At 68.1% G+C, this 13212-nt stretch carries 12 protein-coding genes; 9 read left to right on the top strand and 3 right to left on the bottom strand.

Annotated elements, in window-relative coordinates; genetic code table 11:
* Nucleotides 1-69 precede the first annotated feature (69 nt).
* The 8 genes from BA062_RS32260 (at nucleotide 70) to BA062_RS32295 (ending at nucleotide 9265) form a co-directional block, all read left to right on the top strand.
* The gene (locus BA062_RS32260; RefSeq protein ID WP_110342922.1) at nucleotides 70-1065 is read left to right on the top strand and encodes an ornithine cyclodeaminase family protein; all 996 of its coding nucleotides are present in this window, start codon (nucleotides 70-72) and stop codon (nucleotides 1063-1065) included.
* Nucleotides 1066-1300: 235 nt separating this feature from the next.
* Entirely contained in the window at nucleotides 1301-2209 is a 909-nt protein-coding gene (locus tag BA062_RS32265) for a LysR family transcriptional regulator (protein ID WP_110342923.1), read from the top strand.
* A gap of 76 nt (nucleotides 2210-2285) precedes the next feature.
* Nucleotides 2286-3386, top strand: a complete 1101-nt coding sequence (locus BA062_RS32270) for a mandelate racemase/muconate lactonizing enzyme family protein (protein WP_281271676.1) — start codon at nucleotides 2286-2288, stop codon at nucleotides 3384-3386.
* Between the two features lie 24 nt (nucleotides 3387-3410).
* Nucleotides 3411-4676: an SLC13 family permease gene (locus BA062_RS32275; RefSeq protein ID WP_110342925.1), complete on the top strand. Its 1266-nt coding sequence runs from the start codon at nucleotides 3411-3413 to the stop codon at nucleotides 4674-4676.
* Nucleotides 4677-4731: 55 nt separating this feature from the next.
* The gene (locus tag BA062_RS32280; protein WP_110342926.1) at nucleotides 4732-6354 is read left to right on the top strand and encodes an AMP-binding protein; all 1623 of its coding nucleotides are present in this window, start codon (nucleotides 4732-4734) and stop codon (nucleotides 6352-6354) included.
* A 16-nt stretch (nucleotides 6355-6370) separates the two neighbouring features.
* Nucleotides 6371-7708: a short-chain fatty acid transporter gene (locus BA062_RS32285; RefSeq protein WP_110342927.1), complete on the top strand. Its 1338-nt coding sequence runs from the start codon at nucleotides 6371-6373 to the stop codon at nucleotides 7706-7708.
* A 25-nt stretch (nucleotides 7709-7733) separates the two neighbouring features.
* On the top strand, nucleotides 7734-8792 hold the full coding sequence (locus BA062_RS32290; RefSeq protein WP_146240112.1) for an alcohol dehydrogenase catalytic domain-containing protein: 1059 nt from the start codon (nucleotides 7734-7736) through the stop codon (nucleotides 8790-8792).
* Nucleotides 8789-9265: a MaoC/PaaZ C-terminal domain-containing protein gene (locus BA062_RS32295; RefSeq protein ID WP_110342929.1), complete on the top strand. Its 477-nt coding sequence runs from the start codon at nucleotides 8789-8791 to the stop codon at nucleotides 9263-9265. Before BA062_RS32290 ends, BA062_RS32295 begins: the two co-directional genes overlap by 4 nt.
* A 27-nt stretch (nucleotides 9266-9292) precedes the next feature.
* Here the strand turns inward: BA062_RS32295 and BA062_RS40025 are convergent, their stop codons facing one another.
* The 3 genes from BA062_RS40025 to BA062_RS32310 form a co-directional block, all read right to left on the bottom strand.
* The gene (locus tag BA062_RS40025; protein WP_168214153.1) at nucleotides 9293-9658 is read right to left on the bottom strand and encodes a hypothetical protein; all 366 of its coding nucleotides are present in this window, start codon (nucleotides 9656-9658) and stop codon (nucleotides 9293-9295) included.
* Between the two features lie 140 nt (nucleotides 9659-9798).
* A complete protein-coding gene (locus tag BA062_RS32305) occupies nucleotides 9799-11106 on the bottom strand; it encodes an SLC13 family permease (protein WP_206078050.1) in 1308 nt (435 codons plus the stop codon).
* Between the two features lie 32 nt (nucleotides 11107-11138).
* Nucleotides 11139-11900 (bottom strand): maleate cis-trans isomerase family protein, encoded by a 762-nt coding sequence (locus tag BA062_RS32310; RefSeq protein ID WP_452624893.1) that lies wholly within the window; start codon nucleotides 11898-11900, stop codon nucleotides 11139-11141.
* Between the two features lie 234 nt (nucleotides 11901-12134).
* Here BA062_RS32310 and BA062_RS32315 point away from each other — a divergent pair, with 234 nt between their 5' ends.
* Nucleotides 12135-12884 (top strand): IclR family transcriptional regulator, encoded by a 750-nt coding sequence (locus BA062_RS32315; RefSeq protein ID WP_245960114.1) that lies wholly within the window; start codon nucleotides 12135-12137, stop codon nucleotides 12882-12884.
* Nucleotides 12885-13212 lie beyond the last annotated feature (328 nt).

A 13212-nucleotide genomic window follows, 5' to 3' on the forward strand; every position in this document is an offset into this window, starting at 1 on the left:
AATCGACGACAGCACGTTGGGCATCCAGCCCAGTGCGGAGTGGCCCGGAGTGGTGCACCCTACGAGTTCATGACGGCCGACAACCGACTTCTGGTCCTCACCCGTGCGGACGTCGAGAGACTGCTCGACCTCGACGCCGTGGTGCGTAGCCAGCGCACCGCCTTCGCGGCACTGGCCGGGGGGACAGCCGACCTGGCGCCACGTCTGCTGCTGCCTGGCGCGGAGAAATCGGTGGCCTTCTGTTACGCCTCGCGGCTGTCGCCGGAGGCCGGGGCGGTGGCCAAGTTCGGCAGCGTCAACCCCGGCAACCGGGCCCGCGGGCTGCCGAGTGTCTCCGCAACCGTGCTGGTCCTCGACCCCGTCACCGGCCGACCGCGAGCCCTTGTTGACGGAGAGGGCGTCACGACGGCGCGGACCGCGGCGGCCACCACACTGGCCGCGCAGGAGCTCGCCCGCCCGGGAGCGACCCGGGCCGCAGTGCTGGGTTCCGGTACCCAGGGCCGCGCGCACATCCGCGCGCTGACCGGCCACCTCGGTCTGTCCGACGTGCTGCTGTGGTCCCCGAACCAGGAGAATCGGGAGTGCGCCGCGGGGGCGCTGTCCGGCGAGCTGAGCAGCACGGTCACCCCTGTGGCGACGGCGGAGGCCGCGGTCTCCGGTGCGGACATCGTGGTCACTTGCACCACGAGCCGCGAGCCCGTGCTGCGCGCCGAATGGCTGGCGCCGGGTGCGACCGTCCTGGGCGTCGGATCGTTCGCTCCCGACCGTCGCGAGGTGGGCGATGACCTGCTGCGGCGCGCGACGAGCGTCGTAGTCGACCACGCGGAGACCGCGGTGCGGCAGGCTGGGCCGATCGTTCACGCACTGGGGACCGGTGTGCTGCGTGAGGACGAGCTCATCAATCTCGGCGACGTCGTGCTCGGCAAGGCATCCGCGCGCTCCGCCGACACTGATGTCGTCTTCTACAACAGCGTGGGGGTCGGGGTGCAGGACGCGGCGGTCGCTTGGCTCCTACTGGAGCGGGCCGAGGTTGTCGCCGCCGGGACCCGGATCGATCTGGGCTGAGTGGCCGGTATGGACGTTGTCGTCATCGGTGCCGAGGCCATCGGACTGTCGTCCGCGTACTTCCTGGTGAAGGAGGTACCCGAGTCTGCCAACTGCGCCGGAAGGCTATGGGCGCCGCCGTCGGGCTTATTAGGACGCATTTCAGGATAATCGAGACCCGATACGTTCTTCACATGCGCAATCGACCTGCTTACGGTGGTCCCCACTGATAGAGCTGGGCAGTGGAGGTGAGGACGTGGAGCTGAGGTTTGTCACGGCGTTCATCGCTGTAGCGGAGGAACTCAGCTTCACGCGTGCCGCGGCGCGGTTGAGCATGGCGAGCTCGCCGTTGAGTCAGCAGATCCAGCAGTTGGAGCGGGATCTCGGCGTGCGGTTGTTCGACCGGTCCACGCGGCATGTCGAGCTGACTCCGGCCGGGCTTGCGTTCCTGCCCGAGGCGCGGCGCATCATCGAGGACGTCGAACGGGGCAGGCGGATGGCGCGGCATGCCCACGAGGGCCTGACCGGTCGCCTGGCCATCGGGTTCACGGGCTCGGCGACGTACAAACTGCTGCCGCTCGTCGCCCGCGACTACCGGCGCCGCCATCCGCTGGTGGCCCTCGAGCTCGCCGGCGAGATGATCAGTCAGTACCAGGTCGCCGGCCTGCTCAATGACTCGTTGGACATTGGTTTCCTGCGGCCTCCGATTCGCGAGTCGGAACTGGCCACGATGACGCTGCGGTCGGACCCTTTCGTCGCGGCGTTGCCGGCCGCGCATCCGCTGGCGGGCCGGGACACCATCGACATCGCTGAACTTGCCGACGAGGACTTCGTCATGTACCCGGGCCGGTTCACCTCCGGGGTCATCGAGCGGTTCCTGTCTGCCTGCAGTGATGCCGGGTTCACCCCGAAGGTCGTGCAGGAGGCCACGGAGACGTACACGCTGATGTGTCTCGTCGCCGCGGAGGTCGGTGTCGCGCTCGTGCCCGAGCCCACGACCGGGCTCAGCATGAGCGGCGTCGTGTACCGGCCGCTCGCCGATCCCGCTCCCACGATCGATCTCGCCGCCGCATGGCATCCGGATCATCGCTCGCCGGTGCTCGACGGCTTCCTCCAGTTCCTGCGAGAACGGTTCACGGATCATTCTCGCGCCGCTCCCGAGTAGACCCGAAGTTCTCCTTCCGGCACGCGCCCGCGCGCGGGCCATGCTGCCCTGCCCTCATCCAGTTAGGACCGCACCCATGACCGTTGTCGCTGTCGACGCGATCCCGTTTCGACTGCCCTACCACCAACCGCTACGGATGGCGGCGGGCGACATTCACGCCGCCGAGCACGTGCTGATCCGGGTCCGTGATGACAGTGGCGTGTGTGGTGTGGCCGAGGCGCCCGCCCGGCCGATGTTCTATGGCGAGTCGCTCGCCTCGATCGTGCACGCGGTGCGCGAGTGGTTCGCGCCCGTGCTCGTGGGCACGGATCCGTTCGCTGTGCGCGCCCTCGCGCCCTCGATCGACCGGATTCCGGCCAACAACACGGCGAAGGCGTCACTTGACCTCGCGCTGCACGATCTTCGAGCGCGGCTGTTGGAGCAGCCCCTGTTCCGCCTGCTCGGCGGCACCCGGTGTCCGCTCCGGGTGACCCACATGCTGGGCCACGGCGCGCCCGAGGCCGTGGCGGACGAGGCGGTGCGGATGCGGGAGAAGTACGGGATCACCGCGTTCAAGATCAAGGTGGGTTATGAACCGGCGGCCGATGTGCGGCTGGTTGGGGCCGTCCGCGCCGCACTCGGCGACGAGGCGTTGCTGTACGTGGATGCCAACTGCGCGTACCGGGCGGAGGAGGCGCTCGCAGCCGTGCTGCCGATGGTGGCCGAGTACGGCATTGCCTGGGCGGAGGAGCCCACACGCGCGGATGACCGGCGCGGTCGCAGCCGGGTCGCTTCTCGTGCGCCGGTCCCCGTGCTGGCGGACGAAACGGTTCCCACGCTGGCGGACGTGACCCGCTCTTTGGAGGACGGGACGGCGTGCTGGATCAGCATCAAGGTGGCGCGAACCGGGATCACGCAGTCCACCGACATCGCCGCGGTGGTGCGCGCGCACGGCGGTCGAGTTCTGCTCGGCAGCCAGGGCGACAGCGGGCTGGGCACCCTCGCGTCCCTCGCGTTCGCCAGTGGAGACCCGTTCGCCGCCGAACTGCCCGGGGAATACTCCTACTTCCTCCGCCTGGCCGATGATCTCGTCGCAGAACCCCTGGAGATCGCCGACGGACATCTCCGCGCACCGGACGCGCCCGGCTCGGGCGCCGTCCTCGACGAGGACAAGCTCGCCCACTACCGCGTGGACTGATCTTCACCAACGAAGGGTGCCGCAATGACGCTACACCTGGTCTCCATAGCCGTACTCGTCGTCGCGTTCGTCGTCGCGACGGTGACACCGCTCAACCTGGGTGCGCTGACCCTGGTGGGAACTTTCGCCATCGGAGGAGTGGTCGTCGGACTGTCGCCTGACGACCTCTACGCGGGGTTTCCGGCCAGCTTGGTCGTCATGCTCGTCGGAGTGACCTACCTGTTCAATGTGGCCAGTGCCAACGGAACCGTCGACAAGTTGGTGTCCGCAGCGGTGCGCATGGTCCGGGGCAGGACCACGCTGATCCCGTGGATCATGTTCGGGGCCGCGGCGGTCTGCTCGGGTATCGGTGCCGCGTTCGCGGTGCCGATCGTGGCGCCTATCGCATTGGCCTTCGCTGCCCGGCAGCGCATTTCGCAGCTGTACATGGGAATCATGGTTATCCACGGGTGCATGGCGGGCTCGCTGTCGCCGATCAGTCTCTACGGTGTGATCGTCAACGGAGTCCTGGCCGGGGAGGGGTTCAGGCCCGAACCGCTCGGGCTCTTCGTCTCCGGATTCGTGGCGAACGCCGTCGCGGCCTTGGCCGTGACCGTTGTGCTCCGCAAGAGCATCCGCATCGAGTCCACAGTTGGCACGCCGGTGCGGGTCGGCGGCGGGGGAGTGGCGACCGGGGAGGAATCGAAGGAGCCGGGGCCCACGAACTGGGAGCAGCGCCTCACGCTAGCGGCGATCACCCTGCTGGTCGTCCTGGGCGTGGTCGCACAGGCGGACGTCGGGTTGCTCGCGATCACCCTCGCGGTGGTGCTCGGGCTGACGAATCCGAAGCACCACAAGTACGCCGTCGCCTCGATCCCGTGGCCGGTGGTGCTGCTGGTGTGCGGAGTACTGACCTATGTCGGGGTCCTGCAGCACATCGGCACCGTCGATTTCCTCGGCACCGCGGTGACCGCGATCGGCGCCCCGCTCACTGCCGCGCTGGTGCTGGGGTACATCGGCGCCGTCGTGTCGGCGTTCGCGACCTCGAGCGGAGTGATCGCGGCCCTGGTGCCGCTGGCGATACCGCTGCTGCAGTCGTCCGACCTGTCGCCCCTCGCGGTCGTGATCCTGCTGGCGGTGGCGAGCACCATCGTCGACGTCAGCCCGTTCTCCACCAACGGCGCCGTTGTGGTGGCCAACGCGACGGATGACCAACGCGAGCGTGTGCTGCGTGGGCTGCTGCGCTACGGCGGCATCGTGGTCGCGGCCGCCCCCTTCCTGCTCTGGCTCACCATCGTGGTGCCCAGCTGACCGCTGTGCCGCCATACCGCACAACACACGCACTGTCGCTTGACCGGAGGTTCGGATGTGCATCGAGAGCACAGACCAGGTAGGGCATGCCCTGACCCTTTCCGCATTGCTCGACCACCTCGCGCGCACTCGCGGCGACCACCCCGCGATCCACGACGGGGCCGAGACGCTCACCTTCGCCGAGCTGGCCTACCGGGTCTCCCGGGTGGCCACGGGCCTGGCCGCGCTGCGGGTCGGTCCCGGCGACGTCGTGGCGATCTGGCTGCCCAACTCCACGAAGTGGGTCGAGGCCGCCTTCGCGGGCTGCCGGCGTGGCGCGATCGTGCTGGGCGTCAACACGAAGTACCGGTCCTTCGAGGTCCGGCAGACCCTCGCCGAATCGAAGGCCAGGGTACTGATCGTCTGGCCCGCCTTCCACGGCATCGATTTCCTCGGGATGCTCGGTGAGATCGCCGACGACCTGCCGCCGACGCTCGAGCACGTCGTGACGCTGGGCGAGGTGGAGCCAGGGCGGATCCCACAGCGACTGCGTCCGCTGGTGAGGAGCTGGGAATCCCTGCACGACCACGGTGGTGACGGCGGGTCACTCGCCGATCCCGCCGCCGCAGGGCACGCGTTCAGCTCCTCGGGCAGCACGTCCGCCCCCAAGCTGGTGCTGCACAGCCAGCGCGGCATGGTCCTGCACTCCTACGCGGTCGCGCGGAGCTTCGGCTACCTTGCCGACGACACCGTCGTACTCGGAGCGCTGCCGTTCTGCGGGGTGTTCGGCTTCAACACACTGCTCGCCGCGTTCGCCGCGGGCAGGCCCGTGGTGATCCAGGCCGTGTTCACCGCCGAGAGCGCCGTGGAGTTGATGCGGCGGCACGCCGTGACCCACACCAACCTCGCCGACGAGATGCTGCGCCGGATCATCCACCTCCCGGGGGCGCTGGAGGCACTCCCGGCCTGGCGCGAGGCGGGCTTCGGCAACTTCACCGCGACCGACCCGGCGGGACTAGTCCGAGCGGGAGACGCGGCGGGCAAGACGTTCTTCCAGACCTATGGCTCGAGCGAGGTGCTCGCCCTGATGTGTTACCCGAGGCCGGGCGCGGATGCCGGCAGGCGTGCGCTCGGTGGCGGGGTACCGGTGTCTCCCACGATCTCCTTCCGCATCCGCGACCCCGAGACGGGTGAGCTCGTTCAGGGCGGCGCCACCGGAGAGATCGAGATCGCCGGGCCGAATGTCACCATCGGCTACCTCAACCGGCCCAGGGTGGACGACCTCGGCGCGGACGGCTACTTCCGGACCGGTGATCTCGGCTATGCCCGCGACGAGGCCGACCTCGTCTACCTGTCCCGTCGAGGTGACGCGCTGCGACTCGGCGGGTTCCTCGTCAACCCCAGGGAGGTCGAGGCCTTTCTCGAGGCACTGCCCGGGATCACCGGCGCTCAGCTCGTCGGCGTCCACGGCCCGTCCGGCACGGTGCCGGTCGCGTTCGTGCTCGCCGACCCGAGTCTCGACGAGGCGGCCGTGATCGCGGAGTGCGCGGCGCATCTCGCACGTTTCAAGGTGCCCCGCCGTGTGCTGGTGCTCGAGGAGTTCCCGATCGCCCGGGGCACCAACGGCGACAAGATCCAGCGCAACAAACTGCGCGAGCTCGCCACTCGCGCACTCGCTCCCAGCGAGACCCGTCGGTAAAGGAGCCGGCCCCATCATGCAGAGAGTCCAGGAATTCTTCGTCAACATCGTCAGGAAGTACCTGCCGGAGCCGTTCGTGCTCGTGGTGATCCTGACGCTGCTCACCGGCGGTCTCGCCATCGGTGTCGAGCACATGAGCCCGGTCGGTGTCGTCCGCGCGTGGGGCGATGGGTTTTGGAACCTGCTCGACTTCACGATGCAGATGGCGCTCGTGCTGTGCCTCGGGTTCGTGCTCGCCAGCACACCGGTGGTCGGCAGGCTGCTCGACCGGATCACCGCGCGGGTGCACACCCCCCGTGCCGCCATCGCGATCGCGACGGTCGTCGGCGGTGTCGGCAGCTACCTCAACTGGGGCTTCGGCCTGGTCATCGGTGGCATCGTGGCCAGGAAGCTGGCCATCGCGGTGCGCGGCGTGCACTACCCGTCGATCATCGCCGCGGCCTACAGTGCGTTCACGCTCTACGGCCTCGGGTTCTCCTCGTCGATCCCGGTGATCATCTCGACCGAGGGCCATCCGCTCGCCGAGGAGATGGGTGTCATCCCGCTCGCCCGGACCATCTTCGCGTGGCCGATGGTACTGCTCGCGCTGGTGACGCTCGCCGCGCTCGTCGTGCTCAACGTGCTGCTGCATCCAAAGGACCCCGCGAAGATCACGGAGATCGACCGGTCACGGTTCGCCGACGACGCCACCACGCCAGCGGCCGGTGGCGCGGAGAACGCCACGATCGCCGAACGGCTGAACCACAGCAGGATCATCAGCATCCTCATCGGACTCCTCGGCCTGGGATATGTGGTCGTCTCCTTCGTCGACGGCGGGTCGCTCGACATCAACAGCGTCAACTTCATCCTGCTGTTCCTCGGGATTCTCCTGATGGGCACCCCGGCGGCGTACGTCGCCAAGGTGGGCGAGGGCGTGAAGACGATCGCCGGCATCGTGCTGCAGTACCCGTTCTACGCCGGGATCATGGCGATCATGGCCGCGTCGGGGCTGGTCGCCACGCTGGCCTCCGGCCTGGTGCAGATCGCCAGCGACGCGACGCTGCCCCTCATCGGCCTGATCACCTCCTTCGTGATCAACTTCTTCGCGCCCTCCGCCGGAGGCCACTGGGTCATCCAGGGGCCGTTCATGATCGAAGCGGCCAACGGCCTCGACAGCTCGCTGTCGCAGAACGCGATGGCCGTGATGCTCGGCAACGCCTGGAACGACATGGTCCAGCCCCTGTGGCTGCTCCCCGCGCTGGCGCTGTCCAAGCTGAAACTCAAGGACATCATGGGATACCTCGTGCTCGGCATGCTCATGGTCGGTGTGATCTACAGCGGCGCGCTGCTGCTGTGGGGCTATCTCTCGCACTAACCCGACCGGTCTGAAAGGAGAGACAGTGACCACAGTAGACGGTGACATGTTCGCGATCCGGTTGACGGAGTTCGGACCTCCGGGCGTGTTGCACGAGGAGCGCGTGCCGGTCCCCGAGCCCGGGCCGGGGCAGGTGCTCATCGAAGTCGCCTACTGCGGCGTGTGCAGGCACGACCTGCTCACTCGCTCGGGCGCGTTTCCGCGCGCGCGGTTGCCGCTCACGCTGGGCCACCAGGTCAGCGGGCACGTGGCCGCCGTCGGCGCCGGTGTGGGGCAGCACGCGGTCGGCGACCGGGTGATGACCATGATCTACACCGGCTGCGGGGAATGCCCACAGTGTTCCGCCGGCGCCGAAGCGCTGTGCTCCGTACGCACCGCGAAGTTCCTCGGCGAGGATCACGACGGCGGTTACGCCGAGTACGTCGTGGTCCAGGCGCGCACGGCGATCGGCCTTCCCAGCCAGGTCGGTCTCGCCGAGGCGGCCATTGCCACGTGCACACTCGGCACCGCCTACCACGCCCTCATCGGCCGGGGCGAGCTGCGAGAAGGGCAGCTCGTCGCGATCACCGGAGCCAGCGGCGGCGTCGGCCTGCACGCCATCTCGATTGCGGCCGCCGCGGGCGCGACCGTGGTGGGAGTCGTCTCGAGCGAGCGCGGCGCCGAGCGTGCCAGGGAGATGGGTGCGCACGAGATCGTAGTGGACGAACAGCGGCGCTTCGCCAAGGAGCTTCGGTCCAGGACCGGCAGGCAAGCCGACCTGGCGCTCGACATCGTCGGCGCTCCGACGCTGCGGGAGTCGATGCACGCGGTGCGACCCGGAGGGCGGGTCGTCGTGCTCGGCAACGTGGAAGGCAAGGAGGTGTCCATTCCGCCGGCGTATCTGATACTCAAGGAGATCAGCCTGGTAGGCACCAAGTCGTGCTCCACACATGAGATGGCGAGGCTGCTCGACGACCTGGCGTGCGGGCGGCTCACCGCCGACGTCACCGAGATCGTGCCGCTGGCCGAGGCCGCCTCGGTGCACCGCCGGATGGAGTCAGGCGAGAACGTCGGCCGCGTCGTGCTGGAGGTGCGACCGTCATGACCTCCGCCGAGGGCTGGGACCAGAGTCTGTACTACGAGGACCTCGAGGTCGGTATGGTCCTCACGTCGCTCGGCCGCACCGTCACCGAGCCGGACCTCGTGAACTTCAGCATGATCTCCGGCGACTGGAACCCCATCCACTCCGACGAGGAGTTCGCTCGCGGTACCGCCTATGGAAAGAGAGTGGTGCACGGCGTGTTCGGCCTGTCGCTGCTCACCGGGCTGATGGACCGCGCGGGCTGGTTCGCCACCTCGGCCATCGCGATGCTCGACATCACGCGATGGCGGTTCGCCAAGCCCATCTTCGTCGGCGACACGCTTCACTGCGAGCTCGAGATCTCGTCCCTGCGGCTCACCAGCTCTGGTGCCAAGGGCGTGGTGGGCCGGCTCTTCCGGCTGATCAACCAGCGCGGGGAGACCGTTCAGGAAGGAGAGATACCGATGCTTGTGCGCATACGCGGAAGCGACCAGTGACAGCCACGTGTTGCGCCAGGCACAGCCTCACCGGCAACCGCAGGCACAGGACATGGTTCCCGGAACGCGGCGCTTGCCGGCATCCGCCGCGATCAACAAGGCGCCCACCCCGCACGGGTCCTCGTCGCCGCCAACGCGGAGGTCGGCGCACTCGACCGCAACAGAGCGGACGCCATCGCGAAAGCCCGCACCGAGATCAGAAACGGCCGCCTGCACGAGGAGTTCGTCGCCGACCCGATCCAGGCAGCGCCGTGCCGCCCTGTTCGCCGGCACCGTGCCCGCCCGATGACGGTTCTGATCTCCGCCACCGGCACCACCCTGGACCCCGGCCACGTACCCCATGGTCGCCGCCGTGATCGGGCTGATCGCCGCCTTCTCGACGAGCGAGACCATGGGGAACCCCTCGCTGAAGGCGGAGGATCTCACCGGCGAGGACATGAAAGTCTGAGCCGATACCTGATCAGGACTCCAATGTCGTGGCGGTTTCCCACTGTGCCGGTCGAGGCGACCGCGCTGGCATCGACAGCAGGCGATCAGCCGATGCCGAGTTGGACGAAGACCAGCCATGCGATACCGGGGATGATGGCGATCATCGCGACGGCCCAGATCAGAAGCATGCGGAAGAACGGCTTCTCGTTCTTGGGCTCCGCACTTGCGAGCAGCAGGGCGCCGCTTGTCGACATAGGACTGACGTCCACCACGGACGAGGCGATCGCGATCGTGGTGATGACGCTGACTGGTCCCAGCACCGGGTCCGCCGCCAGCGGCGCCACGACCGGGCTGATCGCTCCGAGAGTGCCCGTCGTCGAAGCGAAAGCGGACAGGACACCGACGACGTAGCTGGTGGCCAGGGTCGCCAGCGAGCTGGCACCCGCCCCCTCGATGGCGTTGCCCAGCGCGTCGATCGCGCCGATCTCCTTCAGCAGGCCGACGTACATGACAATGCCCGTGACGAGCAGCACTGCCGACCACGGAAGTCCCTCGATGGCCGGCTTCTGGATGCTGGGCCGCAACGCGATGAGGGCCAGCGAGATCACCAGTGCGGAGACCCCGACGTCGAGGTTGAGCACCAACGTCAGCAGCAGCAGCGCTGCGACGCCACCAAGGACCGTCAACCTCAAGGGGGTGACCTTGGCGTCCGTCACGCGCTCGGCCCGGGTCGCGACTGCGGTGCCACCGCCGCCAGCGAGTTCGGGGTCGTCGACGACCGGTTGGTCAGCGTCCGGAACTTCGTGCTTCGCACGTCGCCGGACGGTCCACGCCTGGACGGCGGCGTAGCCGCCCACGGCGAGGAGCGCGTTGAAGACGAAGCAGTAGAGGTAGAGCCGTAGGGTGCCGTCCGCGGCACCGGCTGCGTCGAGCATCTCGTTCGCCACCACGCCGAAGGGGTTGACCGGTGAGAAGGCCCCCGCGTTGGCACCTTGGACGATGACCAGGCCCATCGCGAGGGTGCTGATCCCGAAGCGCTGCCCGAGGGCGAGAGCGACCGGCGCGACGATCGCGACCGCCGCGGGCGTGAACGCTCCGGCGGTTGCCAGCAGCGCGGTCAGCGCGAACATGATGACCGGCACGAGAAAGCGCCGCCCGGCCGTGAGCCGTTCAGCCCACGCGGCGAGCATGTCGATCGTCCCCGTGACACGGACTATCGAGAACAGCAGGGTGGCGCCGACCAGGATGAAGAACAGATCGGCGGGGAAAAAGCCCATGACGGTGTCGGTGTCGAGGTCGGTCAGCAGCAGCCCGACCCCGAAGGTCGCGACGATGGCGATGAGACCGGCGTTGATGTTGGTGACGGCACCCACGAGGAACGCAGCCACCAAGATCAGGAAGGAAACAGTCACAAGGGACATCGTTGTCCTTTCAACGGACGAGTTCAGAGAGCGGAGTTCGGGCGGGCGAGCAGGCTCCCGGCACCTGGGATGGCCGGTTGGTGACCCAGCGTATTCAGGATTTCGTAGGTCGTGGCCGTCGCTGCGGTGATCACCGGCAGTTCGAGCTCGTCCTCGGCACGCTGGACGGCGGCGAGTGACGGCATCTGCACGCAGGCCGACAAGATCACCGCGTCCGCGCCTTCACGCCGCAGGTCGCCGGCGATGTCGGGCAGTTTCCCGGGGTCTAGTCGGCCGACCGCCACGTTGTCCTCGACTTCGAGGCTGATGTCGTCGAGGATCTCGATGCCCTCGCTCTCGATGTACTGGCGCACCGTCGCAGTGAGCGGACGCATGTACGGGGTGACCATGACGGCCTTCTTCGCGCCGATCTCGGTCAGCGAGCGGACCAGCGCGCCGGCGCTGCTGACGACCGGCGCGGGATTGCCGTTGTTCCTGGCCGCGTCGGCGATGATCTGCTCCGACTCCCGGTGTGCCCCCGGTCCCTGGGCCATGACTGCCACCAGGCAGGCGTAGGCGATGACGTCCGGTTGGGCGTCGGAGACCGCGGTCGCGCAGTCGGCGGCCTTTCCGACCATGGCCGCCAGCTCTTCCTTGTTGACCGTCCGCATGCCGGCGCGCGCGGAGTGGAAGGTGTAGACGTGTCCCGTCGCGGCTCCCTGGCGGCGGAATAGCTCGGGGAGTTCGGTCTCCATCGTGGTGTTCGAGCTCGGCACGATCAGCCCGATCCGGGAGACCCCGGGCAGCTTCGCCAGGGAGTCGCTGTCGCAGGCGCAGTGGTGAGCGGTCACGGTTCTCCTCGTCTGTTGCGGGCCAGGTGGCTCCAGCCTCTCACGCTCATTACATCGTGAGTTATGAACTCATAATGTAAGTTGCTATAGTCCATGTCAAGGCAACGGCGCGAGCGCGCCGGGTTCCAGACTTCCTGAGAGGGGCGCGCAGTGGTGACCGAGCGAGGCCCAGGTACTCCGCCGCTGCTGGTGCTCGAGAAGATCAAGCGGATCCTCGACTGCTTCTCCGTATCGGCCCCTGAACCGACCCTGCGCGAGATCATGCAGCTCAGCGGGTTGAATCAGAGCACGTGCCAGCGCTTGGTGCACAATCTCGTGCGGGAGGGCTTCCTGGACCGCTCCGGGGATCGCTACCGGATCGGGCTGACACTGGTGCAGCTCGCGGCGCCCGGAACATTTGGACTCGACGTCGTGCAGCGAACAAGGCCGACCCTGCAGCGGTTGCGCGACGAGACTGGCGAGACCGCGTGCCTTTACGTGCGCGACGGCGCGTTCAGAACGGTGATCGCCGTGGCAGAAACACGTCACATTGTGATGCGCTTGTTCAAAGTCGGCATGGTGATGCCGCTGCACGCCGGCGCCCCGGGCAAGGTTTTCCTGGCCTACGACCCCGCCGCGCGTGCGGACGTGGTCAGGGAAGGGCTGCCGAGGTACACGGCACACACGCCGATCGACATCGACGTGTTGGACGCGCAGGTCGAGCTCGCCAGGGCCAAGGGCTACGCGGCGTCCTTCGAGGAGCGACACGAAGGCGTCGGCTCGATCAGTGCGCCGGTGTTCGACCACGCCGGCGATTTGGCGGCGGTCCTCGGAATCGGAGCGCCGACACAGCGGGTGACCGAGGACGATGTCGACAGGCTCGCGCCCCTGGTCGTCGCGGCCGGGCAAGACGCCAGCACCGCACTCGGGTACCGGCCGAGCAAGATCCAGCCCGCCTGACCGGCCGGCGTCCGAGAAGGGAACACGATGCGCCAGCCGCGCCGCCCGCAATGGCCGATGTGGACGATGACATGTCGAGAACGGACGTCCCCGCCCCGGCCCGCGATGCGGCTGAGTCGCGCGAAACGGGTAGCGAGCGCAGTCGCCGACCGTGAAGATCGCCGGATCGCGGCTTGAACCCGCGTCCACAAAACGGGAGCACTCCAGGGCTGAGCTCACTCGGGAAGGCTGATCCCACCGAGCACGAAGATCATCATGAGCACCTGATCCTGCAGCAGACCCGCATCCCCGCCGAGGCATTGCGCGAGCGGCTGGAGTCCTGTGTGAA

Source organism: Prauserella flavalba (assembly GCF_003202235.1).
Taxonomy (GTDB): Bacteria; Actinomycetota; Actinomycetes; order Mycobacteriales; family Pseudonocardiaceae; genus Prauserella_A; species Prauserella_A flavalba.

Excerpts from the sequence above, each read along its gene's own strand:
- BA062_RS32260 (WP_110342922.1), top strand. The coding sequence starts at position 70 with ATGACGGCCGACAACCGACTTCTGGTCCTCACCCGTGCGGACGTCGAG.
- BA062_RS32270 (WP_281271676.1), top strand. The coding sequence starts at position 2,286 with ATGACCGTTGTCGCTGTCGACGCGATCCCGTTTCGACTGCCCTACCAC.
- BA062_RS32275 (WP_110342925.1), top strand. The coding sequence starts at position 3,411 with ATGACGCTACACCTGGTCTCCATAGCCGTACTCGTCGTCGCGTTCGTC.
- BA062_RS32280 (WP_110342926.1), top strand. The coding sequence starts at position 4,732 with ATGTGCATCGAGAGCACAGACCAGGTAGGGCATGCCCTGACCCTTTCC.
- BA062_RS32285 (WP_110342927.1), top strand. The coding sequence starts at position 6,371 with ATGCAGAGAGTCCAGGAATTCTTCGTCAACATCGTCAGGAAGTACCTG.
- BA062_RS32295 (WP_110342929.1), top strand. The coding sequence starts at position 8,789 with ATGACCTCCGCCGAGGGCTGGGACCAGAGTCTGTACTACGAGGACCTC.
- BA062_RS40025 (WP_168214153.1), bottom strand. The coding sequence starts at position 9,658 with ATGGTCTCGCTCGTCGAGAAGGCGGCGATCAGCCCGATCACGGCGGCG.